The following is a 20470-nucleotide window of genomic DNA, read 5'->3' on the forward strand; positions in this document are numbered from 1 at the left end:
ATGTACGTGGGTCAGTGCTCGGACGACTCAACGGGCGCCGAAGTGACCAGTTCCGTCAGTACGCCGTGGCAGTCCTTGGGGTGCAGGAAGGTGATTCGTGACCCCATGGAGCCGCGCCGGGGCTCTTCGTACAGCACGCGTACGCCCTTGTCCCTGATGTCCGCGGCCTCCGCGTCCACGTCCGCCGTACCGAAAGCGATGTGGTGGACGCCCTCGCCGTTCTTCGCCAGCCACTTGGCGACGGTGGAGTCCTCCCGGGTCGGCTCGAGCAGCTGCAGGTAGGAGGCCCCGCCGTCGGAGGTCCCGTTGATCTTGAGCATGGCCTCGCGCACGCCCTGTTCCTCGTTGACCTCGGAGTGGAACACCTCGAAGCCGTAGGTGGCCCGGTAGAACTCCACGGTCTTGTCCAGGTCGAAACAGGCGATCCCGATGTGGTCGATTCGCGTCAGCATGGATTCAGTGCAACGCCCCCGCGATGGTTACGCAACGTGCGCGCGATCACACCGAAAGGGCGATGACGTGGTCCACCGCACGTCAGTACATTCGCAGTAAACCCTCGTTCACTCCTCGGCTGTGCAGCCGGAAGGGGACCGCAGCTCATGACTTCCGCATCTTCGGCATCTCCCGCACCTTCCGCATCGAACGGCACCACCTCCGTCATCGTCGCGGGCGCCCGCACCCCGATGGGTCGGCTGCTCGGGTCACTGAAGTCCTTCTCCGGAGCCGACCTCGGCGGCTTCGCGATCAAGGCCGCCCTCGACCGTGCGGGGATCGGCGGCGACCAGGTCCAGTACGTGATCATGGGGCAGGTGCTCCAGGCCGGCGCGGGCCAGATCCCGGCCCGCCAGGCCGCCGTCAAGGCCGGCATCCCGATGAACGTCCCGGCGCTCACCGTCAACAAGGTGTGCCTGTCGGGCCTGGACGCCATCGCGCTCGCGGACCAGCTGATCCGGGCCGGCGAGTTCGACGTGATCGTCGCCGGCGGCCAGGAGTCCATGACCAACGCCCCGCACCTGCTGCCGAAGTCCCGCGAGGGCTTCAAGTACGGCGCGGTCCAGATGCTCGACGCCATGGCGTACGACGGTCTGACCGACTCCTTCGAGAACATCGCCATGGGCGAGTCCACCGAGAAGCACAACACCCGCCTCGGCATCGCCCGCCCCGAACAGGACGAGATCGCCGCCCTGTCCCACCAGCGGGCCGCCGCCGCGCAGAAGAACGGCGTCTACGAGGCCGAGATCACCCCGGTCGAGATCCCGCAGCGCAAGGGCGACCCGGTCCTGTTCAGCAAGGACGAGGGCATCCGCGGCGACACGACGGTCGAGTCCCTCGGCAAGCTGCGCCCGGCCTTCTCGAAGGACGGCACGATCACCGCGGGCTCCTCCTCGCAGATCTCGGACGGCGCGGCGGCCGTGGTCGTGATGAGCAAGGCCAAGGCGCAGGAGCTGGGCCTGGAGTGGATCGCCGAGATCGGCGCCCACGGCAACGTGGCCGGACCCGACAACTCCCTCCAGTCGCAGCCGTCCAACGCGATCCGGCACGCCCTGAAGAAGGAGGGCCTGGAGGTTTCCGACCTCGACCTCATCGAGATCAACGAGGCCTTCGCCGCGGTCGCCGTGCAGTCAATGAAGGACCTGGGCGTTTCCACCGAAAAGGTGAACGTCAACGGCGGCGCCATCGCGCTGGGTCACCCGATCGGGATGTCCGGCGCGCGGCTCGTGCTGCACCTCGCCCTGGAGCTGAAGCGGCGCGGCGGCGGCGTCGGCGCGGCGGCGCTGTGCGGCGGCGGCGGCCAGGGTGACGCGCTGATCGTGCGGGTACCCAAGGCCTGAGCCGGGTTTCCCCGAAGGTTGCCGATTTCCCTCTCGTGAACGGAGCTGTGATGCAGGACGTCTCCTCGCTGGTCGCCCAGGCCAGGGACGGCAGGCCACGGGCCGTGGCCCGGCTGATCTCCCTGGTGGAGGGGGCGTCCCCACAGCTCAGGGAGGTCATGGCGGCCCTGGCGCCGCTGACCGGGAACGCGTACGTGGTGGGCCTCACCGGCTCCCCGGGCGTCGGCAAGTCCACCTCGACCTCGGCCCTGGTGAGCGCGTACCGCAAACAGGGAAAGCGGGTCGGCGTCCTGGCCGTCGACCCGTCCTCCCCCTTCTCGGGAGGCGCCCTGCTGGGCGACCGCGTCCGCATGTCGGAGCACGCCTCCGACCCCGGCGTCTACATCCGCTCCATGGCGACGCGCGGCCACCTGGGCGGCCTCGCGTGGGCCGCCCCGCAGGCCATCCGCGTCCTGGACGCGGCCGGCTGCGACGTGATCCTGGTCGAGACGGTCGGCGTGGGCCAGTCGGAGGTGGAGATCGCCTCCCAGGCCGACACCTCCGTGGTGCTGCTGGCCCCCGGCATGGGTGACGGCATCCAGGCCGCCAAGGCCGGAATCCTGGAGATCGGCGACGTCTACGTCGTCAACAAGGCCGACCGCGACGGCGCCGACGCCACCGCCCGCGAGCTGAACCACATGCTCGGCCTCGGCGAGTCCCGTGCCCCCGGCGACTGGCGCCCCCCGATCGTCAAGACGGTCGCGGCCCGCGCGGAGGGCGTCGACGAGGTCGTCGAGGCCCTGGAGAAGCACCGCGCGTGGATGGAGGAGCACGGCGTCCTGACGACCCGCCGCCTGGCCCGCGCCTCCCGCGAGGTCGAGACCATCGCGGTCACGGCCCTGAGGGAACGCATCGGCGACCTCCACGGCGACCGCCGCCTGGACGCGCTGGCGGAACGCATCATCGCCGGGGACCTGGACCCGTACCGGGCGGCGGACGAACTGGTGGCGGGGCTGACCTCGACCAGCCCGTCCGGGGGTGCCCCCTCTGGGGGAGTTTGAGGACGAGGCCCGTCCAGGGCCGAAGGGGGGTCCGGGGGCGCAGCCCCCAGGGAGGGGACGGGAAGGGGCGGCGGGGGCGGGAAACAATCAGTCGTCGTCCGAGTCGCCCCCGTCGTCACCCCGGTCCGCCGTGACGGATCCGCTGCTCGGATCGACCCGCCAGTCCCGCTCGTCCCCGCCGGAGGCACGCGTCTCGGCCTCCCACCCCTTGTCATCGTCGTCCAGGTCCACCGACGTCACCGTCCCCTCGGCGGCAGCCGCCTTCGCGGCCTCCCCGGCCGTCACCGAGGCGCCCTTCAGCGCGGCCCGCACCTCATCGGCGTCGTCCTCGTCGTCCTCCGAGGCGCCCAGGACCTTGCCGCTGCCCGGGTCGATCCGCACGCTGTGCCAGGTGTCCCCGCCGCCGAGGACGTCGACCTCCCAGACCCTGTCGTCCAGTTCGGCGGAGACGGCCGTACCCGGCGTGTGCTTCAGCGCGGCGGCGATGGCGTCGGCGGCGGTGACGTCACCGGAGGAGGCGCCGCGGCCGTCCCGGTCGTCGCCGTCGTCGTCCTGATCGTCGGTGTCCGCACGCCCCCGCTCGTCGTCGCGTCCGTCGTCGTCGCGCCCGTCGTCGTCCGCCGCCCGGTTCTCCGCCGCCCGCGTCGTCGGCGCGTCGTCCCCCGAGACCGCGAGGGCCGTGGCCGTACCGCCCCCGACCAGGGCTGCGGCCGTGACGACGGCGATCACGATGTTGCGCTTCATGCTGGTTCCTCCCGAGCTGCTTCGTTTTCGACGCCTTCAATCTCGCCGACCGACGCTGAGAGGAACCTGAAACCGCCTGAAGGGATCTTCAGGTTCCCTTTGCGACCCTTGACCCATGCGCCTGTTGATCGTGGAGGACGAAAAACGCCTCGCCCTCTCCCTCGCCAAGGGCCTCACCGCCGAGGGCTACGCCGTGGATGTCGTCCACGACGGCCGGGAGGGCCTGCACCGGGCCACGGAGGGCACGTACGACCTCCTGATCCTCGACATCATGCTGCCCGGCCTGAACGGCTACCGCGTCTGCGCCGCCCTGCGCGCCGCCGGCCACGACGTGCCGATCCTGATGCTCACGGCGAAGGACGGCGAGTACGACGAGGCCGAGGGCCTGGACACGGGGGCCGACGACTACCTCACCAAGCCGTTCTCGTACGTCGTCCTCGTCGCCAGGATCAAGGCGCTGCTGCGCCGCCGCCAGGGCGCCGGGGCCTCCCCGGTCCATGTGCACGGCGACCTCAAGGTGGACACCGCCGCCCGCCGGGTCTTCCTGGGCGAGGACGAAGTGGCCCTGACCACCAAGGAGTTCTCGGTGCTCGAGCACCTGGTGCTGCGGGCCGGCGAGGTGGTCTCCAAGGCCGACATCCTCGAACACGTCTGGGACTTCGCCTATGACGGCGACCCCAACATCGTCGAGGTCTACATCAGCGCCCTGCGCCGCAAACTGCGCGCCGGTCTCATCCGCACCGTGCGCGGCGCCGGTTACCGTCTGGAGACGGCGCCGTGAGCCGGCTGTTCGGCTCGGTCCGCGCGCGGGCGACGCTCGGCGCCACCCTCGTGGTCGCGGTCGCCCTCGTCGCGGCCGGCACCGCCGTACTGCTGTCGCTGCGCTCCAACCTGACCGCCGAGGCGGGCACCCGGGCGGAACGCTCCGCGCGGGCGGTCGCCGCCGAGCTCGCCGTCCGGACGCCGTACGGCGACTTGTCGGGGCTGGACGGCGGCGACGGCCCGGTGCAGATCGTCGACGAGGACGGGAAGCTGGTCGCGGGCAGCGAGGACCTGGAGCGGATCAGCGGCACGGCGACGACCGAGGTGAAGCCGCAGCCGTCGGCACCGGGCGACGACGATGACGACGACTCGGACGACTCCGAGGAGGCCGGCGACTCCGGTGACTCCGGTGACTCCGGCGAGTCCCTGGCCCCCGGCGAGATCGGCCACGAGACCACCTTCAGCAACGGCTCCGCCACCATCGACGGCGACGCCGAGGACTACCGCTTCGCCGCCGTGGAGGTCGAGACCCCCGACCACGGCCGCCTCACCGTCCACGCGGGCGCCCCCCTGGCCGCCGAGCACAGCGCCGTGCGGACCGCGCTGACCGTGATGCTCATCGGCTTCCCGCTGCTCCTGGTGGTCGTCGCCGCGGTGACCTGGCTGGTCACCGGCCGGGCGTTGCGCCCGGTGGAGGGCATCCGGAGCGAGATGGCCGCGATCACCGCCTCCGAGGACCTCGCCCGCCGCGTCCCCGAACCGGCGACCCACGACGAGATCGCCCGTCTGGCCCGCACCACCAACGAGACGCTCGCCGCGCTGGAGGCCTCCGTGGAACGGCAGCGGCGGTTCGTCGCCGACGCCTCGCACGAGCTGCGCAGCCCGATCGCGTCCCTGCGCACCCAGCTGGAGGTGGCCGCCGCCCACCCCGCGCTGCTCGACCTGGACGGTGCCGTCGAGGACACCGTGCGGCTCCAGCACCTCGCCGCCGACCTGCTGCTGCTCGCCCGGCTGGACGCGGGGGAGCGGCCCGCCGATGCCCGGGTCGACCTGTCGGCGCTGGCTCGCGAGGAGGCCGCGGGACGTACGGGCGTGACGGTGGACGCGGAGCCGGCGGAGGTGACCGGATCGCGGGGGCAGCTCGGCCGGGTGCTCGCCAACCTGCTGGACAACGGCCGGCGGCACGCCCGCGAGCGGGTCACCGTGACCGTGCGGCGGGAGGGCGACTGGGCGGTCCTGGGAGTGGCCGACGACGGCGAGGGGGTGGCCGAGGCCGACCGGGAGCGGATCTTCGAGCGGTTCGTACGGCTGGACGCCGCCCGCAGCCGCGACGACGGTGGCGCGGGGCTGGGGCTGGCGATCGCGCGGGACGTCGCCGTACGGCACGGCGGGACGCTCACGGCGGGTGCGGCGCCGGCCGGCGGAGCCCTGTTCGAACTCCGCCTGCCGCTCGCCCGCTGAGAGGCGTCAGTGACGTCCCCGCTGCCCGCGCAGGTGCTCCGCGATGGGCTTGAGGGCCTTGTCGAGCTCGGTGAGCGCCTCGGGGGAGAGCAGGTCGATGAAGTGCCGGCGCACGGACGCCACGTGATGGGGCGCGACCTTCTGCATGGTCTCCATGCCGTGGTCGGTGAGGACCGCGTAGAGCCCGCGGCGGTCGGACTCGCAGTTCTCCCGCCGGACCAGGTCCGCGTTCTCCATGCGGGTGATCTGGTGCGAGAGGCGGCTCTTCGACTGCATGGTCGCGGAGGCGAGGTCGCTCATCCGCATCCGCCGGTCCTCCGACTCGGACAGGTTCACCAGGATCTCGTAGTCGTTCATCGTCAGGCCGAACGGCTGCAGATCCTTCTCGAGCTGGTACGTCAACAGCCTGTTGACCTCCAGGTGGGTGCGCCAGGCGCACTGCTCCGCATTGGTCAGCCAGCGGGTGGCCGTCTCGGTCTCCATGAATGAAGTCTACCTAAGAAAGTTGAATGGCGAACTAATAAGGCTTCCGCGTGACACCGCGTTCAGGCGTTCGATGTCACACCCCGCACACTACCGCTCACAGCCCGAAGCGACGCTGAAGGTCTCCCAGCTGTCCGGGAAGGCGCGGTGTGCCCGACCCCTGCCCGTGGCCTCCTGGAACCCCGCCCCCGGGCACCCCCGGCTCGTGCGGAGTCACCCCCGTGGCCTGCTCCGCCATCAGCGTCTCGGAGGACTGGAGCAGCACCGTGCCCGCCCCCACGAACTCGAACTGGTGCTCCTCGCCGGAGGCCCCGCCGAGGCCCGTCAGCGCACGTAGACCGCCCATCAGGCCGGTCATGTAGCCGTGGTCGTAGTGGTGGCACGGGGACGGGCAGTCCGCCCACCCGACCAGCGCCTGCGGGTCCACCCGGATGGGGGGTTCCATGAACACCACCGGACCGTTCGACGCGGCCACGAACTTTCCGGTTCCGATCAGCGTCAGGAAACCCGGCACGATCGACTGCTTCAGCGACAGACTTGGCTGAAAAGCTAGGAGGTTGCCCGAGCGAATGGTCAGGTTGCCGTCCTCGAGGTCGTACGAATTCACGTCGAAGGCCCGGTCGGCCAGGAGCATCTTGCCCGAGCCCTCCGCCACGACCCAGTCGCTCGCGTGCAGAGGCGAATGGAACGACGTACGGACGAGCCGGTCGAGTCGCCCGTGCCCGATGCCGTTGAACTCGATCGAACCGTAGTAGGCGATCATCTTCCCCTTCTGCATGAACCACTGGGTGCCCTTGAGCTCCACGCAGAAGGTGTAGTGATCGACGTTGTCGTCGGCCGGCAGCGTCGTCGGGTCGAAGACCGTGGGGCCGGCGCCGCCCGGGGTTCCGTAGGTGCTCACAGCTTCTCCTCCGAGGCCTGCACGTACACGGCACCGCTGCCGCTCAGCTCCAGCTGGAAGGCCTCGCCGGAGCCGCGGCCCACCATGTCCCGCCAGCCGAGGGCCGTGGACAGCTTGTTGCGGACGTCGCCGTGGTGGGCGACGTACGCCTGCGGGTCGACGTGCACCGGCCGCTGCGGGGTGATCGGGACCTCGATCACCCCGCCGTGCGCCATCACGGCGACGGAGCCGTGCCCCTTGAGCGAGGTCGTGAACAGTCCCTGCCCGGAGACCTGCCCCCGGACCATGCCCATCACCCCGCCCTGCGAGCCGAGGAACACCGTGCCCTGCTCCAGCGTGCCCTCGAAGGCCAGCAGCCGGTCGGCCTCGACGTACAGCGTGTCCCCGGCGAGGTCGATCACCTGCACGTGGTGGCCGCCGTGCCCGAACAGCACGGTGCCGCTGCCCTCCACGGTCATCAGGGGCGTGTCCTCGTCGGCCACCCGCCGGCCGATCATCGACATCAGCCCGCCCTGGCCACCGGCCCTGTTCGGGGTGAAGCTCACCTCCCCCTTGTACGCGAGCATCGCGCCGCGCTGGCTGAACAGCCGCCGACCCGGCGACACCGTCGCCTCGATCATCTTCGCGTTGATCTCCCGGAAGCCCATGTCAGACGTCCCCCGCGATCGTGTTCCGCTCACTGGGCTGCACGTAGACCAGCCCGTCGCCCTCGAACCGGATCTGGAAGGCCTCGCCGCCGCCCTCGCCCAGCAGCGTGCGGAAGGTCACACCCGACTGGAAGGACTGCCGCAGGTTCCCCTGATGGGCCACGTAGGCGCCCGGGTCGACCGTCAGCGGGTACTGCGGGCTGACCCGGAGCAGCACGGCCGGCCCGTCCGACAGGAGCGCCGCCTGGCCGTGACCTTCGACCGTGGTCGTGAACAGCCCGTTGCCCTGCGAGGCCCCGCGCATCCCCGTGAACGTGGTCCCGGTGCGCAGACCACCGTCCGTCGCCAGCAGGTTGCTGGACTCCACGTACAGCTTGTCGCCCTGCAGACCCACCAGATTGATCTCGGAGGCGCGGTCCGCGAAGAAGCAGGTCCCGTGCCCTTTCACCTCCATCAACGTCATCTGCTCACCCGTGAGCCGCCGGGTCACCATCCCCCTCAGGCCCTCACCGCCGCCGCTGAGCTTCTTGAAGGCCATGTCACCGTCGTACGCGACCATGGAGCCGTTCTTCGCCTTCACGGCATCCCCGGTCATGTCGACGGCGAGCACCTTGCTGCTCTGAAGTCGGAACATCGCCACGCTTGCGACGGTAGCCGCACCTTCGCCCCCGCCGACAGATCCCGAAGGTGGAGTCGCACCCCGATCGCCCCCCATGGCCCCCCTCCCGGGGTCGCGGACGGGGTTTGCCACAATGGACGCGCGCTTGTGCGTGCGTTCACAAGCCGTCCGACCCGTCAACGCCGACGTCTCTCCCACCGAAGGTGACCCGTGGACATCAAGACCGCCTCCGCCCTCCGCCGCCTCCGCCTGGTCTCGGGCCCCGAAGCGATCTCGTTCCTCCTCCTGCTCGTCTGCTCGGTCCTGAAGCGGACCACGGACTTCAACGCCGTCCCGGTGATGGGGGCGATCCACGGCTTCCTCTTCGTCGTGTACGTGCTCTTCTGGGCCGACGCCTGGAACCGCGCCAAGTGGCCGCTGGGGACCGCCGCCTTCTACTTCCTGATGTCGGTCCTGCCGACCGGCGGCTTCTTCGCCGACCGCCGCCTCAAGCGCGAGGCCGAGGACGCGGTGATCGCCTCCCGCGCCCGCGCCGAAGGGGCCGTGAAGGCATGATCGTCGCCTTCTCCGTGACGCCGCTCGGCGTCGGCGAGGACGTGGGGGAGTACGTCGCCGACGCCGTGCGGGTGGTCCGCGAGTCCGGCCTGCCGAACCGCACCGACGCCATGTTCACCTCGGTCGAGGGCGACTGGGACGAGGTCATGGACGTGGTGAAGCGCGCCGTGGCCGCCGTGGAGGCACGCGCGCCGCGCGTCTCCCTGGTCCTCAAGGCGGACATCCGCCCGGGCGTGACGGACGGCCTCACCTCCAAGGTGGAGACCGTCGAGCGGCATCTGGCGCGGGCGACGGACGGCCGGGGACCGATGAGTGAGACGGGGCTGACCGACATATGACCGGCCGGTAGGGTCTGGTCCGTGCCGAAGCCGCTCAGTCTCTCGTTCGATCCCATCGCCCGCGCCGACGAGCTCTGGAAGCAGCGCTGGGGAAACGTGCCGTCGATGGCCGCGATCACCTCGATCATGCGGGCGCAGCAGATCCTGCTGGCCGAGGTGGACGCGGTGGTCAAGCCGTACGGGCTCACGTTCGCGCGGTACGAGGCGCTGGTGCTGCTGACCTTCTCCAAGGCCGGTGAGCTGCCGATGTCCAAGATCGGCGAGCGGCTCATGGTGCACCCCACGTCGGTGACGAACACCGTGGACCGCCTGGTGCGCTCGGGACTGGTGGACAAGCGGCCCAACCCCAACGACGGCCGCGGCACCCTCGCGACCATCACCGACAAGGGCCGCGAGGTGGTCGAGGCCGCCACCCGCGACCTGATGGCCATGGACTTCGGCCTGGGCGCGTACGACGCCGAGGAGTGCGGCGAACTCTTCGCGATGCTCCGCCCGCTGCGGCTCGCGGCGGGGGACTTCGTGGAGGACTGAGGACCGCCGCGGCGGCCGGGCGGTCCGGACTCCGGACGGCGCGCCTAGCGGGGCGGGGTCGGGGTGTCGTGGGTCCGGTACATGGCCTGTACGTCGAGCGCCAGCTGGACCGTCGGCCCGACGACGGCGATGCCGCGGGCGAGCATCGAACGCCAGTTGAGGGTGAAGTCCTCGCGGTGCAGTTCCGCCTTCGCGAGGGCGGCGCAGCGCAGCTCCTGCTCGTAGCCGCCGTTCACGGTGCCGAGGTACTCGGTGTCGAGACCCACCGAGCGACTGGTGCCGTGCATCGTGAGGGTGCCGTGCACGGTCCACTTGGAGCCGCCGTGGTAGGCGAACCGCGTGCTGGTGAAGTCGATGTACGGGTAGTTCTCGACGTCGAGGAAGTCGGCCGACCGCAGGTGGTTGTCGCGGGTCTGGTTGCCCGTCGAGATGCTGGAGGCGTCGATGCGCACCGAGACCTGGGAGGCGCTCATGTCCTCCGCGATCCGGATGCCGCCCTCGAACCGGGTGAAGCGGCCGTGGACGTGAGCCATGCCCACGTGCTTGGCGATGAACCGGATCGCGGTGTGCGGAGGATCGAACATCCAGGCGCCGGTGGGCGGCAGCTCCAGTTGGCGTCCGGGCGTCAGCGTGACGCGTGCGGGGGCGAGGGCCACCCCGGCGGCTATGTCGACGGTCTCGCGGACGGGTGACAGGCCGTCCGCCGCCAGCATCACGCTGTACCTGCCCGGGGGCAGGGCCGCCATGTAGTAGCCGTAGGGGTCGGTGGTGCCGCGGGCCGCGACGCGGTGGCTGTCCAGCGCGGTCACCGTCACCTCGACCGCGCCCAGCGGCTGCCCCATGACGTCGACGGCCTCGCAGCCGAACGCCCCCGCGCCGGCCGGCAGGGGGACCGAGAGGCCCGGCGCGGCGTCGGAGGCGCCGTGCGGACGCAGGCGTCGCAGCAGTCCGAGGACCATGGTGTTCACCTTTCTTCACGCGTGCTTCCGCCCGGCCCGTACGGCAGACGACGTTCGCGGCTGCCAAGAGAACGGGGAACAGGCCATCGGTACGAAGGGGCGGCCTGTTGTTGATCTTAAAACCATCGGAAGGGGAGAGTGGCTGCTCCGGGCGTCGGCACGGGTGCCCGGCGGTGTCGGGTGGGCCGTCAGTGAGGAGGCTTTATGTGGGACGATGTGCTGATTTGTGATGTCATTACTTTGCGGTGACGCTCCGGCAAACGGTGGAGAGCGTCCCAGAGTGTTCATGCGGCACTCGCGGTTTCGGTGCACATTGCACACGTTCCTCGCACACATCGCCGGAGGTGCCCCGGGCGAGGGGGCTCCGCAGAGGGGCCGACCCCTGACGAGATCTCCCGGAACGGCCCGTTACGCTCGACTCCATGAAGAAGAGCGTGCTGACCCGCTACCGGATCATGGCCTACGTCACCGGTGTTCTCCTCGTCGCGCTGACCTTCGGCATGATCGGCAAGTACGTGCTCGACATGGGTGGCGCGGCCGACTTCACGCAGGTGGTCAGCATCGCCCACGGATGGCTGTACGTCGTCTACCTGATCTTCGCCTTCGACCTCGGCTCCAAGGCGAAGTGGCCGGTCAAGAAGCAGCTCTGGGTGCTGCTCGCCGGGACCGTCCCCACGGCCGCGTTCTTCGTGGAGCGCAGGATCAGCCGTGAGCTGGAGGGCAAGGTCGCGGACGAGGCCCCCGCCGTCGCGTAACGCCTCCCACCGCCGTACGGAGCAGCGTGCGGCGGTCCGCCATCGACATTTACTTGGACGTCCTAGTAAATTTGAAGGCATGGACGCTGACGCCATTGAGGAGGGCCGCCGACGCTGGCAGGCCCGGTACGACGCCGCGCGCAAGCGCGACGCGGATTTCACCACGCTCTCCGGCGATCCCGTGGAGCCGGTGTACGGGCCCCGGGCCGGGGACACCTATGAGGGTTTCGAGCGGATCGGCTGGCCGGGGGAGTACCCCTTCACCCGCGGGCTGTATCCGACCGGCTACCGGGGGCGGACGTGGACCATCCGGCAGTTCGCCGGGTTCGGCAACGCGGAGCAGACCAACGAGCGGTACAAGATGATCCTCGGCAACGGCGGGGGCGGCCTCTCCGTCGCCTTCGACATGCCGACGCTCATGGGCCGCGACTCCGACGACCCGCGCTCCCTGGGCGAGGTCGGCCACTGCGGGGTGGCGATCGACTCGGCCGCCGACATGGAGGTCCTGTTCCGGGACATCCCGCTCGGTGACGTCACCACGTCGATGACCATCAGCGGGCCCGCCGTGCCCGTGTTCTGCATGTACCTCGTCGCCGCCGAGCGCCAGGGCGTCGACCCGGCCGTGCTCAACGGCACGCTGCAGACGGACATCTTCAAGGAGTACATCGCGCAGAAGGAGTGGCTCTTCCAGCCCGAGCCCCATCTGCGCCTGATAGGCGACCTGATGGAGCACTGCGCGGCCGGCATCCCCGCCTACAAGCCGCTCTCCGTCTCCGGCTACCACATCCGCGAGGCCGGGGCGACGGCCGCGCAGGAGCTGGCGTACACGCTCGCGGACGGCTTCGGGTACGTGGAACTGGGCCTCAGCCGCGGGCTCGACGTGGACGTGTTCGCGCCCGGCCTCTCCTTCTTCTTCGACGCGCACGTCGACTTCTTCGAGGAGATCGCCAAGTTCCGCGCGGCCAGGCGGATCTGGGCGCGCTGGATGCGGGACGTCTACGGCGCGAAGAGCGACAAGGCGCAGTGGCTGCGGTTCCACACCCAGACCGCCGGTGTCTCGCTGACCGCGCAGCAGCCGTACAACAACGTCGTACGGACGGCCGTGGAGGCGCTGGCGGCGGTGCTCGGCGGGACGAACTCCCTCCACACCAACGCCCTCGACGAGACCCTCGCGCTGCCCAGCGAGCAGGCCGCCGAGATCGCCCTGCGCACCCAGCAGGTGCTGATGGAGGAGACCGGCGTCGGCAACGTCGCGGACCCGCTGGGCGGTTCCTGGTACGTCGAGCAGCTCACCGACCGCATCGAGGCGGACGCCGAGAAGATCTTCGAGCAGATCAAGGAGCGGGGCCTGCGGGCCCACCCGGACGGGCGGCACCCGATCGGGCCGATCACCTCCGGCATCCTGCGCGGCATCGAGGACGGCTGGTTCACCGGCGAGATCGCCGAGTCGGCGTTCCGCTACCAGCAGGCGCTGGAGAAGGGCGACAAGCGGGTCGTGGGCGTCAACGTCCACACCGGGTCCGTCACCGGCGACCTGGAGATCCTGCGGGTCAGCCACGAGGTGGAGCGCGAGCAGGTGCGGCTGCTCGGCGAGCGCAAGGCCGCCCGTGACGACGCGAAGGTGCGCGGCGCGCTCGACGCCATGGTCGCGGCCGCCCGCTCCGGCGCCAACATGATCGAGCCGATGCTGGAGGCCGTACGCGCGGAGGCGACGCTCGGCGAGATCTGCGGCGTCCTGCGCGACGAGTGGGGCGTCTACACGGAGCCCGCCGGGTTCTAGACGTACTGACCACGAGCGCCGTCGCCGGCGTCCTCACGTCGTCCGAGCGCTGAGGGCGCCGGCTGAAGACGCCGGCCAAGCACCTCGAGGCGAGCGCGCCGCTGCTTTCCACCTTCCGCACCGCGAACGCCACCGCCAGGTCCCGCAACGGCGGCCGGGCGCAGGACGCGACAAGGCGCCCGCCCGGCCACCGCGGTGGGCGCCCGCTCGCCGTTCTCAGCCGAGCTCGGTGGGAACGACCGTCAGTTCGGCGATGTTGACCCGGGCCGGCACGGCCACCGAATACGTGAGGGCGTCGGCCACGTCCTCCGCGGTGATGGCCGTGATGGCCGACCGCATCTCGTCCAGCCCGGCCCGAGTGGCCTCGTGCGCCATGCCGGCGCCGAGCTCGGTGACGGCGAAGGCCGGGTCGACGGACCGCACCCGCACGCCTCGGGGTCCGAGCGAGGCGCGCAGGTTGCGGGTCAGCTGGGTGACCGCCGCCTTGGTCGCGCCGTAGACCGGGTAGTCGGCGAAGATCACCTCCGCCGCGATCGAGCCGAGGTTCACCAGGTCCGCGGCCCGTCCGGCTTCGGCCGCGGCGAGCAGGTCCGCGACGAAGACCCGGCCGGTCGCCAGCAGACCCCGGAGGTTCACGTCGATCATCCGGTCCCACTCGGCCGCGTCCGCCTCGTCGAACGGCGCTCCGAGCATCACCCCCGCGTTGGCGACGACCAGGTCCGGCCGGCCCAGGGTGGCGCGGATCGTCGACGCGGCCGCGGCCAGCGCGGCGGAGTCGGTGACGTCGACCGCGAGCGCCAGGACTTCGGCGGAGTGTTCCTCCCGCAGGGTCGCGGCGAGGTCGTCCAGCAGCCCGGACCGCCGGCCGAGCAGAGCGACCGCCGCTCCGGCGGCGGCGAAGCGCCGTGCGGTCGCGGCGCCGATCCCGGCACTGGCGCCGGTGATCACCGCGATCCGGCCGGCCAGCAGGCCCGCGGGCACAGCGGCGGCGGGCGAGGAGAAGGTGTCTGCAGCGTTGTCCATCATGAGGCCGAGCGTGTCCGGTGGGCCGGAGGCCGACCAGGGCGGCCCTTTCCTGGGTGTGGCACACCCAGGCGACCGGTCGCGCGCATGCTTATCGTGACGGCATGGACAGTGCCAACCCGTTGGGCCGGTTCCTCCGTGCCCGGCGCGAGATGACCAGCCCGTCCCGGGCCGGGCAGCCCTGGTCGGGCCGGCGCAGGACGCCGGGCTTGCGCCGCGAGGAGGTCGCCCAGTTGTCCGGAGTCAGCACCGACTACTACACCCGGCTGGAACAGGGACGGGAGAGGCGCCCTTCCGCGCAGGTGGTGGACGCTTTGGCCCGGGCCTTCGGACTGAACCCCGAGGAGACGGCGCACCTCCACCGACTGGCACGAACGGCTCGTGGCCCCGTCCGGCGAGGCGGCGACAGGACCGTCGGGCCGAGTCTGCTGCGCCTGATGGACGGCTGGCACCACACGCCCGCGCTGATCCTCGACCGCCGACTGGACGTACTGGCCGGCAACCGCCTCGGACGCGCCCTCTTCGCCAGGATGCTGGACCAGGGCGAGACCAACCTGGTCCGGTTCACCTTCCTGAGCCCGGACGCCCGGGACTTCTACCCCGACTGGGAGCGGGTCGCCAGGTCCGGACTCGCGGCCCTGCGCGCGGGCGGCGGCGATCTGACGGAGGATCCGAGGCTCACCGAACTGGTCGGCGAACTGTCCCTGAAGAGCCAGGAGTTCCGCAGCCTGTGGGCCCGGCACGATGTCCGGGGCAAGGCCCATGAGGCCAAGTCCTTCCACCACCACCAGGTCGGTGAGCTGACCCTGACCTACGACTCGTTCACCGTCGACAGCGCGACGGACCAGCAACTCGTCGTGTACCAGGCCGAGCCCGGCAGCGCTTCCCGGCAGGCCCTCGCGCTGCTCGGCACGCTGGCCGCCGACCTGCCCGACCTGCCGCCCGTGCCGCTCGGCGACTCCGTCCGGGAGAATTGAGGTCCCTGCCGGGGGTGCGGCGTCGCCGCGAGGAGCACGAAGCGGGAGCGCCCGTTCGACGGCGCCGCCGACAAGCCGGCCGAAGCCCGGACGGCCGTGTCACGGCACGCGGCCGCCCTGTTCCGGGCGCACGGGAGGGGCAGCCACCAACGACCACGGACGGGTGGGTGGGTGTGATGGAACCTCCCTGAACCTCGCTCGCAGCCCTAGCGTCGAGGGATGACCGATGAACAACTGATCGCGGACCTGCACAGCCGATGGGTGTTCGGATGGGAGCGCAACGAGGGGGACGCACCGTTCGACTTCCGGCGCACCTTCGGTGACTTCTACGACTTCAGCTCTCCGGACGTCCGGCTCTACGACGACTTCGACCCCGAGCAGCGTGTGGCGACGACAGCCGCCGAATACGGCTCCATCTGGGAGCCCAGCTTTCGGAGAACAGTCTCCGTGCACCACGCCGTCGACGACGGCCCTCACGTCATCGCCGGCCACGACGTGGCGGCGTCCACTCTGACCTTCGTGGCACGGATCACCCTGCCCGACGCCACCACGGACATCCGTACCACGACCTCGCTGGTCTGGCGCCGCACGCAGGACGGCTGGCGGATCGTCCGCGAACACAATTCCTCCAGGACCCTGCCCGCGGGAGACCTCGACGGCAGGCTGCCGGCCCCCGGGGCCCCGGCCCGCTGACGAACCGGTGGGCCGGGACCCGCGGGTCGTCCAGGGGTCCGGTCCCCGGTGCGGGTCGCGGCCGGCCGCAGGGCCGGGCCCCTGACCGATCGGCCGGACCGAGTCGCCGGGCACGCCACTCGCACACGGACCCGGCCAAGCACTGCCGGCCCCGGACGGCCCGCGGGTCACGGCTTGCGGGCCACCGCGCCGTACAGCGAGATCACCGCCTTCTCGTCGGTGGTCTCGCCCTCCGCGAGCTCGGGATGCCAGTCGGTCAGCTGGACCAGGCCCGGCGCCACCGGCTCCAGCCCTTCGAAGAAACGGGCGATCTCCGCGCGGCTGCGCGGGGCGAGGGTGACGCCGCCCGCCTTGTACATCTCGACGCCGCGGCCGACCGCCTCCGGGTCGAAGTCCGCCGTGAGCTGCGACAGGACCAGGTGACTGCCGGAGGGCAGCGCCTCGACGAGCCGCGCCACCAGCCCGTACGGGTCGTCCTCGTCGCCGAGGAAGTGCGTCAGCGCCACCAGGGACAGCGCCACCGGCCGCTCGAAGTCCAGGCTCTCACGGGCCTGTTCCAGGATGCGGCCGGGCTCGCGCACATCGGCCTGGACGTAGTCGGTGACGCCCTCGGGGCTGCTGTGCAGGAGCGCCTCGGCGTGCTTCAGCACGATCGGGTCGTTGTCCGTGTAGACGACGCGGGACTCGGGCGCGATGCCCTGCGCTATCTGGTGCAGATTGGGCTCGGTGGGGATGCCGGTGCCGATGTCCAGGTACTGGCGGACGCCCGCCTCGCCGGCCAGCCACCGGGTGACCCGCTGCATGAACCAGCGGTTGGTGCGGGCGACGTGCCGGGCCGTGCCGTCGACGCCCATGATCCGCCGGCCCAGTTCCTCGTCGACCGGGTAGTTGTCCTTGCCACCGAGGAACCAGTCGTAGACCCGGGCCGGGTGCGGTCTGGAGGTGTCGATCCGTGCGGTGACGGGTTCGGTTCCGGTCCCGGTCATGCGCGCCTCCCCGGCTGCTCGGCGTCCCGTACGTCCCCGGTGGGGATGATCGTGATCCTCGCAGCGCGCCGGAGGCGGCGACAGGCGACTACCGGCCGACCGTGGCCGGTTCGCGGCCGGCGCCGGTCAGCCGGTGCCGGGGGCGGCGGCGAGGCCCGACAGCAGGACGCGGGTGAAGCCGTGCACCCACTCCTCGTCGGCCGGTTCCGCGCTCACCAGGGTGCGGTGCACCACCGCGCCGGCCACCATGTCGAAGATCAGGTCGACCGTGCGGGCCGCTTTGGCGGCGTCGGACTCCGGCGGCAGCTCGCCCCGCGCCTGCGCCCGTGCCCGGCCGGCGAGAACGAGACGCTTCTGCCGCTCGACGATCGAGGCGCGGATGCGTTCCCGCAGGGCCTCGTCCCTCGTCGACTCCGCGACCACCGCCATCAGCCCGCTCCGGGCCTCCGGGCGGGCCAGGATCGCCGCGAACTGGAGCACCACGCCCTCGATGTCGGCGGCCAGCGAGCCGCGGTCGGGCAGGGTCAGCTCGTCGAAGAGTTCCGCGACCGCGTCCACGACCAGTTCGTTCTTGCCGGCCCAGCGCCGGTAGAGGGTGGTCTTCGCGACCCCGGCGCGGAGCGCCACGTCCCCCAGGGTGAGCTTGGACCAGCCCAGCTCGACCAGGGCCGCACGGGTCGCGGCCAGGATCGCGGCATCCGCGGCGGCGCTGCGCGGGCGCCCGGTGCGACTGGCTGGGGTGCGGCTCTGCATGGTCCGACGATAACCGGCCGGTTCCGTGCGGTCGTGAGGGAGATCACCGGGACATGGTGTCCGGCGAGCCCCGGCCGGTATTACGCTACGACTCGTAGCGAAAGCGCGCACGACCGGCGCGCCGAGCGACGACCACCGGCGCAGGGTGGGGACCCGGCGCCAACAGCACACGTACGCCTGGCTTTTCCGGGCGTTTTCACGCGCGGGCGGAGTACGGGGGAGGATAGACGCATGCAGCCACGGAACATGTCCATGAGCGGAGTCGTCGACCTCGCCGCGGTGAAGGCGGCCCAGGAGGCCAAGGCGAAGGCGGAGCAGGCGCGCGCGGAAGCGGCCCGGCAGGGCGGCGGGGGCGCGATCTCCCCGGCCGATCTCGTCATTGACGTCGACGAGGCCGGCTTCGAGCGCGACGTTCTGCAGCGGTCCACCGAGGTCCCGGTCGTCATCGACTTCTGGGCCGAGTGGTGCGAGCCCTGCAAGCAGCTGAGCCCGCTCCTCGAGCGGCTCACCGTCGAGTACAACGGACGCATCCTCCTCGCCAAGATCGACGTCGACGCCAACCAGATGCTGATGCAGCAGTTCGGGATCCAGGGGATCCCGGCGGTCTTCGCGGTGGTGGCCGGACAGGCACTGCCGCTCTTCCAGGGGGCCGCGGGCGAGGCGCAGATCCGCCAGACCCTGGACCAGCTGGTGCAGGTCGGTGAGCAGCGCTTCGGTCTGACCGGCCTCGCCGTCGACCCCGACGCCGAGCCGGGCGGCGGCGCGCAGACGGAACCGGGTGAGGCCGCCGGTCCGTACGACGCCCTGCTGGAGGCCGCCGTACGGGCGCTGGACGGCGGTGACTTCGCCGGCGCCGTCCAGGCGTACCGGAACGTCCTCGCCGACGACCCGGGCAACCCCGAGGCCACGCTGGGCCTCGCCCAGGCCGAACTGCTCCAGCGGGTGCAGGAGATGGACCCCCAGCAGGTGCGCAAGGAGGCCGCCGAGAAGCCGGGGGACGCCGAGGCGCAGATCGCCGCCGCCGACCTGGACCTGGCGGGCGGCCATGTCGAGGACGCCTTCGGCCGGCTCATCGAGACGGTGGGGCGCACGGCGGGCGACGACCGCGAGACCGTACGGGTGCGGCTGCTGAAGCTGTTCGAGGTGGTCGGCGCCGACGACCCGCGGGTGATCGCCGCACGCCGGGCGCTGGCGCGGGCCCTGTTCTGAGCAACCCGGGCACCGTGCCCGATTCCGGTTGATTTGCCGGGGGTTCGGGTTCGTGTGGTTCGAGTTGTCGAACGGATCACGGATGCCGATGCGGCCGCGCTTTGCCAAATCTTGGTAATCGCGGCCGTTGTTACTGCGAGTAAGTCGCGGTCGGTGATCTGTCGGATTATGTCCAGCGATCAACGGTTTCGTACGGTCCCTGCGGTGCACCCAGCGTCGCCGAACGGAACCGGCGGGTCGTCGTGCGGTTATCCGGCCGTTACTAGCCAGTAACGAACCCCCTTGTGCCGACGGCGAGAATGCACCACGATCGGCGACGCTCGGTCCATTGCCCGTACCCCGACAGCCGGTCGGGCCGCGGGAACTCCTGGGTCCCCACCGAGCAGAACCGGCGGCAGTGACGCCGGTTCTCGGACAGGGGGGTCTTCGCCCACCCGGCGAAGCCTGTCCAGCAGGGTTGTGCGTGATGCGTGTCAGGCGCGACCAGTGGTTGTCGCTCGGGGGTGATCGCCGGTGATCGGGCGCGTCGTACGCGCCGCCGAGCTCGGGCGCTCTCCTTCCCGAGGACGTAGCACTTCTCCCATCCCTGCCCGGCCGAGCCGCCGTTCACGGCGACGGGCCGGAGCAGGAGATGTACGTCCGAGAAGGAGGAAATATGGAGTCCCAAGTGCGTGGCGGGACCAGATGGAAGCGGTTCGCTGTGGTCATGGTGCCCAGCGTGCTCGCGACGGCGGCGGTGGGTGTCGGCCTGGCGCAGGGCGCGCTCGCGGCGTCGTTCAGCGTGTCCGGCCAGCAGTTCAAGGTGACGGCCGGTCACCTGCACGGTGAGGGTTTCGCCCAGTACGGCGGCATCGACACCGTCTACACGTCGACCGACGGCGAAAAGAAGACGCAGGTCCCGGTTGCGATCTCGTCGTTCACCGACGCGACGATCACCAAGATGTGCCAGTCGGTGGCGACGAAGATCCCGGTCCTCAACAAGACGATCTACCTTCGTCTTGACGCGGGCAGGGACAAGCCGGTCACGGCCAAGAACCTCTACATCGACGTCGCCCAGCTCGACGCCGATGCGAAGTTCAGCAACATCGACATCGGTGTTGCGGTCAAGGACAAGACCCTCGGCCCCGACGTCAAGCAGGGCGAGAGCGTGCTGCCGGGCGGCTTCGCCCAGCAGGCCGAGTCGGCCGACCTCTACGGCGTCGAGCAGACGGCGTGGGCGACCACGGCCGGCACGTTCACGCTGAACGGCCTGTCGATGCGTCTCGGCACGGACGCCAAGATGGAGTGCTACTAGACGGCTTCCGTCACCGGGGTGTTCCGGGGCGGCTGAGCCGTCCCGGGGGCGGAGAAGCCGTCGCTTCTCCGCCCCACCGCCCGGCCGGTCCGCGCGCCGGGCCCCCCTCACAGACCCACACTTCCGGC

Annotated in this window: 23 protein-coding genes; 13 read left to right on the plus strand and 10 right to left on the minus strand. The window is 71.0% G+C overall.

Annotated elements, in window-relative coordinates; all coding sequences use genetic code 11:
* Positions 1 to 11 precede the first annotated feature (11 nt).
* Positions 12 to 452, minus strand: a complete 441-nt coding sequence (gene mce / locus AB0A94_RS32140) for a methylmalonyl-CoA epimerase (protein ID WP_361749556.1) — start codon at positions 450 to 452, stop codon at positions 12 to 14.
* 147 nt (positions 453 to 599) lie between these two features.
* Between mce and AB0A94_RS32145 the strand changes: the two genes are divergently transcribed.
* Positions 600 to 1832, plus strand: a complete 1233-nt coding sequence (locus AB0A94_RS32145) for an acetyl-CoA C-acetyltransferase (protein WP_361749557.1) — start codon at positions 600 to 602, stop codon at positions 1830 to 1832.
* A gap of 50 nt (positions 1833 to 1882) precedes the next feature.
* Complete coding sequence (gene meaB, locus AB0A94_RS32150; RefSeq protein WP_361749558.1) at positions 1883 to 2872, plus strand: methylmalonyl Co-A mutase-associated GTPase MeaB; 990 nt, start codon at positions 1883 to 1885, stop codon at positions 2870 to 2872.
* Positions 2873 to 2959: 87 nt separating this feature from the next.
* Here the strand turns inward: meaB and AB0A94_RS32155 are convergent, their stop codons facing one another.
* Positions 2960 to 3616 (minus strand): PepSY domain-containing protein, encoded by a 657-nt coding sequence (locus AB0A94_RS32155; protein WP_361749560.1) that lies wholly within the window; start codon positions 3614 to 3616, stop codon positions 2960 to 2962.
* Between the two features lie 115 nt (positions 3617 to 3731).
* Here AB0A94_RS32155 and AB0A94_RS32160 point away from each other — a divergent pair, with 115 nt between their 5' ends.
* Together AB0A94_RS32160 and AB0A94_RS32165 are read left to right on the plus strand one after the other, a co-directional pair.
* Complete coding sequence (locus tag AB0A94_RS32160; protein WP_361749561.1) at positions 3732 to 4397, plus strand: response regulator transcription factor; 666 nt, start codon at positions 3732 to 3734, stop codon at positions 4395 to 4397.
* Complete coding sequence (locus tag AB0A94_RS32165) at positions 4394 to 5839, plus strand: HAMP domain-containing sensor histidine kinase (RefSeq protein WP_361749562.1); 1446 nt, start codon at positions 4394 to 4396, stop codon at positions 5837 to 5839. Before AB0A94_RS32160 ends, AB0A94_RS32165 begins: the two co-directional genes overlap by 4 nt.
* Before the next feature lie 6 nt (positions 5840 to 5845).
* Here the strand turns inward: AB0A94_RS32165 and AB0A94_RS32170 are convergent, their stop codons facing one another.
* The 4 genes from AB0A94_RS32170 to AB0A94_RS32185 form a co-directional block, all read right to left on the minus strand.
* On the minus strand, positions 5846 to 6322 hold the full coding sequence (locus tag AB0A94_RS32170) for a MarR family transcriptional regulator (RefSeq protein ID WP_085571453.1): 477 nt from the start codon (positions 6320 to 6322) through the stop codon (positions 5846 to 5848).
* Positions 6323 to 6419: 97 nt separating this feature from the next.
* On the minus strand, positions 6420 to 7223 hold the full coding sequence (locus AB0A94_RS32175) for an AIM24 family protein (protein ID WP_217131053.1): 804 nt from the start codon (positions 7221 to 7223) through the stop codon (positions 6420 to 6422).
* A complete protein-coding gene (locus AB0A94_RS32180; RefSeq protein ID WP_361749563.1) occupies positions 7220 to 7870 on the minus strand; it encodes an AIM24 family protein in 651 nt (216 codons plus the stop codon). The genes AB0A94_RS32175 and AB0A94_RS32180 overlap by 4 nt, the downstream gene beginning before the upstream one ends.
* A 1-nt stretch (position 7871) precedes the next feature.
* A complete protein-coding gene (locus AB0A94_RS32185; protein WP_361749608.1) occupies positions 7872 to 8504 on the minus strand; it encodes an AIM24 family protein in 633 nt (210 codons plus the stop codon).
* Positions 8505 to 8699: 195 nt separating this feature from the next.
* On the opposite strand from AB0A94_RS32185, the gene AB0A94_RS32190 reads away from it, so the two are divergent.
* The 3 genes from AB0A94_RS32190 to AB0A94_RS32200 are packed head-to-tail and all read left to right on the plus strand — an operon-like array spanning position 8700 to position 9913.
* Positions 8700 to 9044, plus strand: a complete 345-nt coding sequence (locus AB0A94_RS32190; protein ID WP_361749564.1) for a DUF3817 domain-containing protein — start codon at positions 8700 to 8702, stop codon at positions 9042 to 9044.
* On the plus strand, positions 9041 to 9382 hold the full coding sequence (locus tag AB0A94_RS32195; protein ID WP_361749565.1) for an MTH1187 family thiamine-binding protein: 342 nt from the start codon (positions 9041 to 9043) through the stop codon (positions 9380 to 9382). The genes AB0A94_RS32190 and AB0A94_RS32195 overlap by 4 nt, the downstream gene beginning before the upstream one ends.
* A 21-nt stretch (positions 9383 to 9403) precedes the next feature.
* On the plus strand, positions 9404 to 9913 hold the full coding sequence (locus tag AB0A94_RS32200) for a MarR family transcriptional regulator (protein ID WP_361749566.1): 510 nt from the start codon (positions 9404 to 9406) through the stop codon (positions 9911 to 9913).
* Between the two features lie 44 nt (positions 9914 to 9957).
* Here the strand turns inward: AB0A94_RS32200 and AB0A94_RS32205 are convergent, their stop codons facing one another.
* Positions 9958 to 10872, minus strand: a complete 915-nt coding sequence (locus AB0A94_RS32205) for a YceI family protein (protein WP_361749567.1) — start codon at positions 10870 to 10872, stop codon at positions 9958 to 9960.
* A gap of 422 nt (positions 10873 to 11294) precedes the next feature.
* Here AB0A94_RS32205 and AB0A94_RS32210 point away from each other — a divergent pair, with 422 nt between their 5' ends.
* A complete protein-coding gene (locus AB0A94_RS32210) occupies positions 11295 to 11627 on the plus strand; it encodes a DUF3817 domain-containing protein (RefSeq protein ID WP_217131048.1) in 333 nt (110 codons plus the stop codon).
* 79 nt (positions 11628 to 11706) lie between these two features.
* Positions 11707 to 13407, plus strand: a complete 1701-nt coding sequence (locus AB0A94_RS32215) for a methylmalonyl-CoA mutase family protein (RefSeq protein WP_361749568.1) — start codon at positions 11707 to 11709, stop codon at positions 13405 to 13407.
* A 216-nt stretch (positions 13408 to 13623) separates the two neighbouring features.
* On the opposite strand, the gene AB0A94_RS32220 is transcribed toward AB0A94_RS32215, so the two are convergent.
* On the minus strand, positions 13624 to 14433 hold the full coding sequence (locus tag AB0A94_RS32220) for an SDR family oxidoreductase (RefSeq protein ID WP_361749569.1): 810 nt from the start codon (positions 14431 to 14433) through the stop codon (positions 13624 to 13626).
* A 101-nt stretch (positions 14434 to 14534) separates the two neighbouring features.
* Between AB0A94_RS32220 and AB0A94_RS32225 the strand changes: the two genes are divergently transcribed.
* The gene (locus AB0A94_RS32225) at positions 14535 to 15407 is read left to right on the plus strand and encodes a helix-turn-helix transcriptional regulator (RefSeq protein WP_361749570.1); all 873 of its coding nucleotides are present in this window, start codon (positions 14535 to 14537) and stop codon (positions 15405 to 15407) included.
* Positions 15408 to 15626: 219 nt separating this feature from the next.
* Positions 15627 to 16100: a nuclear transport factor 2 family protein gene (locus AB0A94_RS32230; RefSeq protein WP_361749571.1), complete on the plus strand. Its 474-nt coding sequence runs from the start codon at positions 15627 to 15629 to the stop codon at positions 16098 to 16100.
* 167 nt (positions 16101 to 16267) lie between these two features.
* On the opposite strand, the gene AB0A94_RS32235 is transcribed toward AB0A94_RS32230, so the two are convergent.
* Positions 16268 to 17086, minus strand: coding sequence for an SAM-dependent methyltransferase (locus AB0A94_RS32235; protein WP_361749572.1), 819 nt, complete (start codon positions 17084 to 17086; stop codon positions 16268 to 16270).
* 126 nt (positions 17087 to 17212) lie between these two features.
* Positions 17213 to 17839 carry a TetR/AcrR family transcriptional regulator gene (locus AB0A94_RS32240; protein ID WP_361749573.1) on the minus strand — a complete coding sequence of 209 codons (627 nt, stop codon included), beginning with the start codon at positions 17837 to 17839 and terminating at the stop codon, positions 17213 to 17215.
* 231 nt (positions 17840 to 18070) lie between these two features.
* Between AB0A94_RS32240 and AB0A94_RS32245 the strand changes: the two genes are divergently transcribed.
* Together AB0A94_RS32245 and AB0A94_RS32250 are read left to right on the plus strand one after the other, a co-directional pair.
* On the plus strand, positions 18071 to 19048 hold the full coding sequence (locus tag AB0A94_RS32245; RefSeq protein ID WP_361749574.1) for a tetratricopeptide repeat protein: 978 nt from the start codon (positions 18071 to 18073) through the stop codon (positions 19046 to 19048).
* A gap of 655 nt (positions 19049 to 19703) precedes the next feature.
* Entirely contained in the window at positions 19704 to 20342 is a 639-nt protein-coding gene (locus AB0A94_RS32250) for a DUF6230 family protein (protein ID WP_217131042.1), read from the plus strand.
* Positions 20343 to 20470 lie beyond the last annotated feature (128 nt).

Origin of the sequence: Streptomyces sp. NPDC044984, assembly GCF_040646935.1 — a bacterium.
GTDB lineage: Bacteria > Actinomycetota > Actinomycetes > Streptomycetales > Streptomycetaceae > Streptomyces.

Excerpts from the sequence above, each read along its gene's own strand:
- mce (WP_361749556.1), bottom strand. The coding sequence starts at position 452 with ATGCTGACGCGAATCGACCACATCGGGATCGCCTGTTTCGACCTGGAC.
- AB0A94_RS32145 (WP_361749557.1), top strand. The coding sequence starts at position 600 with ATGACTTCCGCATCTTCGGCATCTCCCGCACCTTCCGCATCGAACGGC.
- meaB (WP_361749558.1), top strand. The coding sequence starts at position 1,883 with ATGCAGGACGTCTCCTCGCTGGTCGCCCAGGCCAGGGACGGCAGGCCA.
- AB0A94_RS32155 (WP_361749560.1), bottom strand. The coding sequence starts at position 3,616 with ATGAAGCGCAACATCGTGATCGCCGTCGTCACGGCCGCAGCCCTGGTC.
- AB0A94_RS32160 (WP_361749561.1), top strand. The coding sequence starts at position 3,732 with ATGCGCCTGTTGATCGTGGAGGACGAAAAACGCCTCGCCCTCTCCCTC.
- AB0A94_RS32170 (WP_085571453.1), bottom strand. The coding sequence starts at position 6,322 with ATGGAGACCGAGACGGCCACCCGCTGGCTGACCAATGCGGAGCAGTGC.
- AB0A94_RS32180 (WP_361749563.1), bottom strand. The coding sequence starts at position 7,870 with ATGGGCTTCCGGGAGATCAACGCGAAGATGATCGAGGCGACGGTGTCG.
- AB0A94_RS32185 (WP_361749608.1), bottom strand. The coding sequence starts at position 8,504 with ATGTTCCGACTTCAGAGCAGCAAGGTGCTCGCCGTCGACATGACCGGG.
- AB0A94_RS32195 (WP_361749565.1), top strand. The coding sequence starts at position 9,041 with ATGATCGTCGCCTTCTCCGTGACGCCGCTCGGCGTCGGCGAGGACGTG.
- AB0A94_RS32205 (WP_361749567.1), bottom strand. The coding sequence starts at position 10,872 with ATGGTCCTCGGACTGCTGCGACGCCTGCGTCCGCACGGCGCCTCCGAC.
- AB0A94_RS32210 (WP_217131048.1), top strand. The coding sequence starts at position 11,295 with ATGAAGAAGAGCGTGCTGACCCGCTACCGGATCATGGCCTACGTCACC.
- AB0A94_RS32215 (WP_361749568.1), top strand. The coding sequence starts at position 11,707 with ATGGACGCTGACGCCATTGAGGAGGGCCGCCGACGCTGGCAGGCCCGG.
- AB0A94_RS32220 (WP_361749569.1), bottom strand. The coding sequence starts at position 14,433 with ATGATGGACAACGCTGCAGACACCTTCTCCTCGCCCGCCGCCGCTGTG.
- AB0A94_RS32225 (WP_361749570.1), top strand. The coding sequence starts at position 14,535 with ATGGACAGTGCCAACCCGTTGGGCCGGTTCCTCCGTGCCCGGCGCGAG.
- AB0A94_RS32230 (WP_361749571.1), top strand. The coding sequence starts at position 15,627 with ATGACCGATGAACAACTGATCGCGGACCTGCACAGCCGATGGGTGTTC.
- AB0A94_RS32235 (WP_361749572.1), bottom strand. The coding sequence starts at position 17,086 with ATGACCGGGACCGGAACCGAACCCGTCACCGCACGGATCGACACCTCC.
- AB0A94_RS32240 (WP_361749573.1), bottom strand. The coding sequence starts at position 17,839 with ATGCAGAGCCGCACCCCAGCCAGTCGCACCGGGCGCCCGCGCAGCGCC.
- AB0A94_RS32245 (WP_361749574.1), top strand. The coding sequence starts at position 18,071 with ATGCAGCCACGGAACATGTCCATGAGCGGAGTCGTCGACCTCGCCGCG.
- AB0A94_RS32250 (WP_217131042.1), top strand. The coding sequence starts at position 19,704 with ATGGAGTCCCAAGTGCGTGGCGGGACCAGATGGAAGCGGTTCGCTGTG.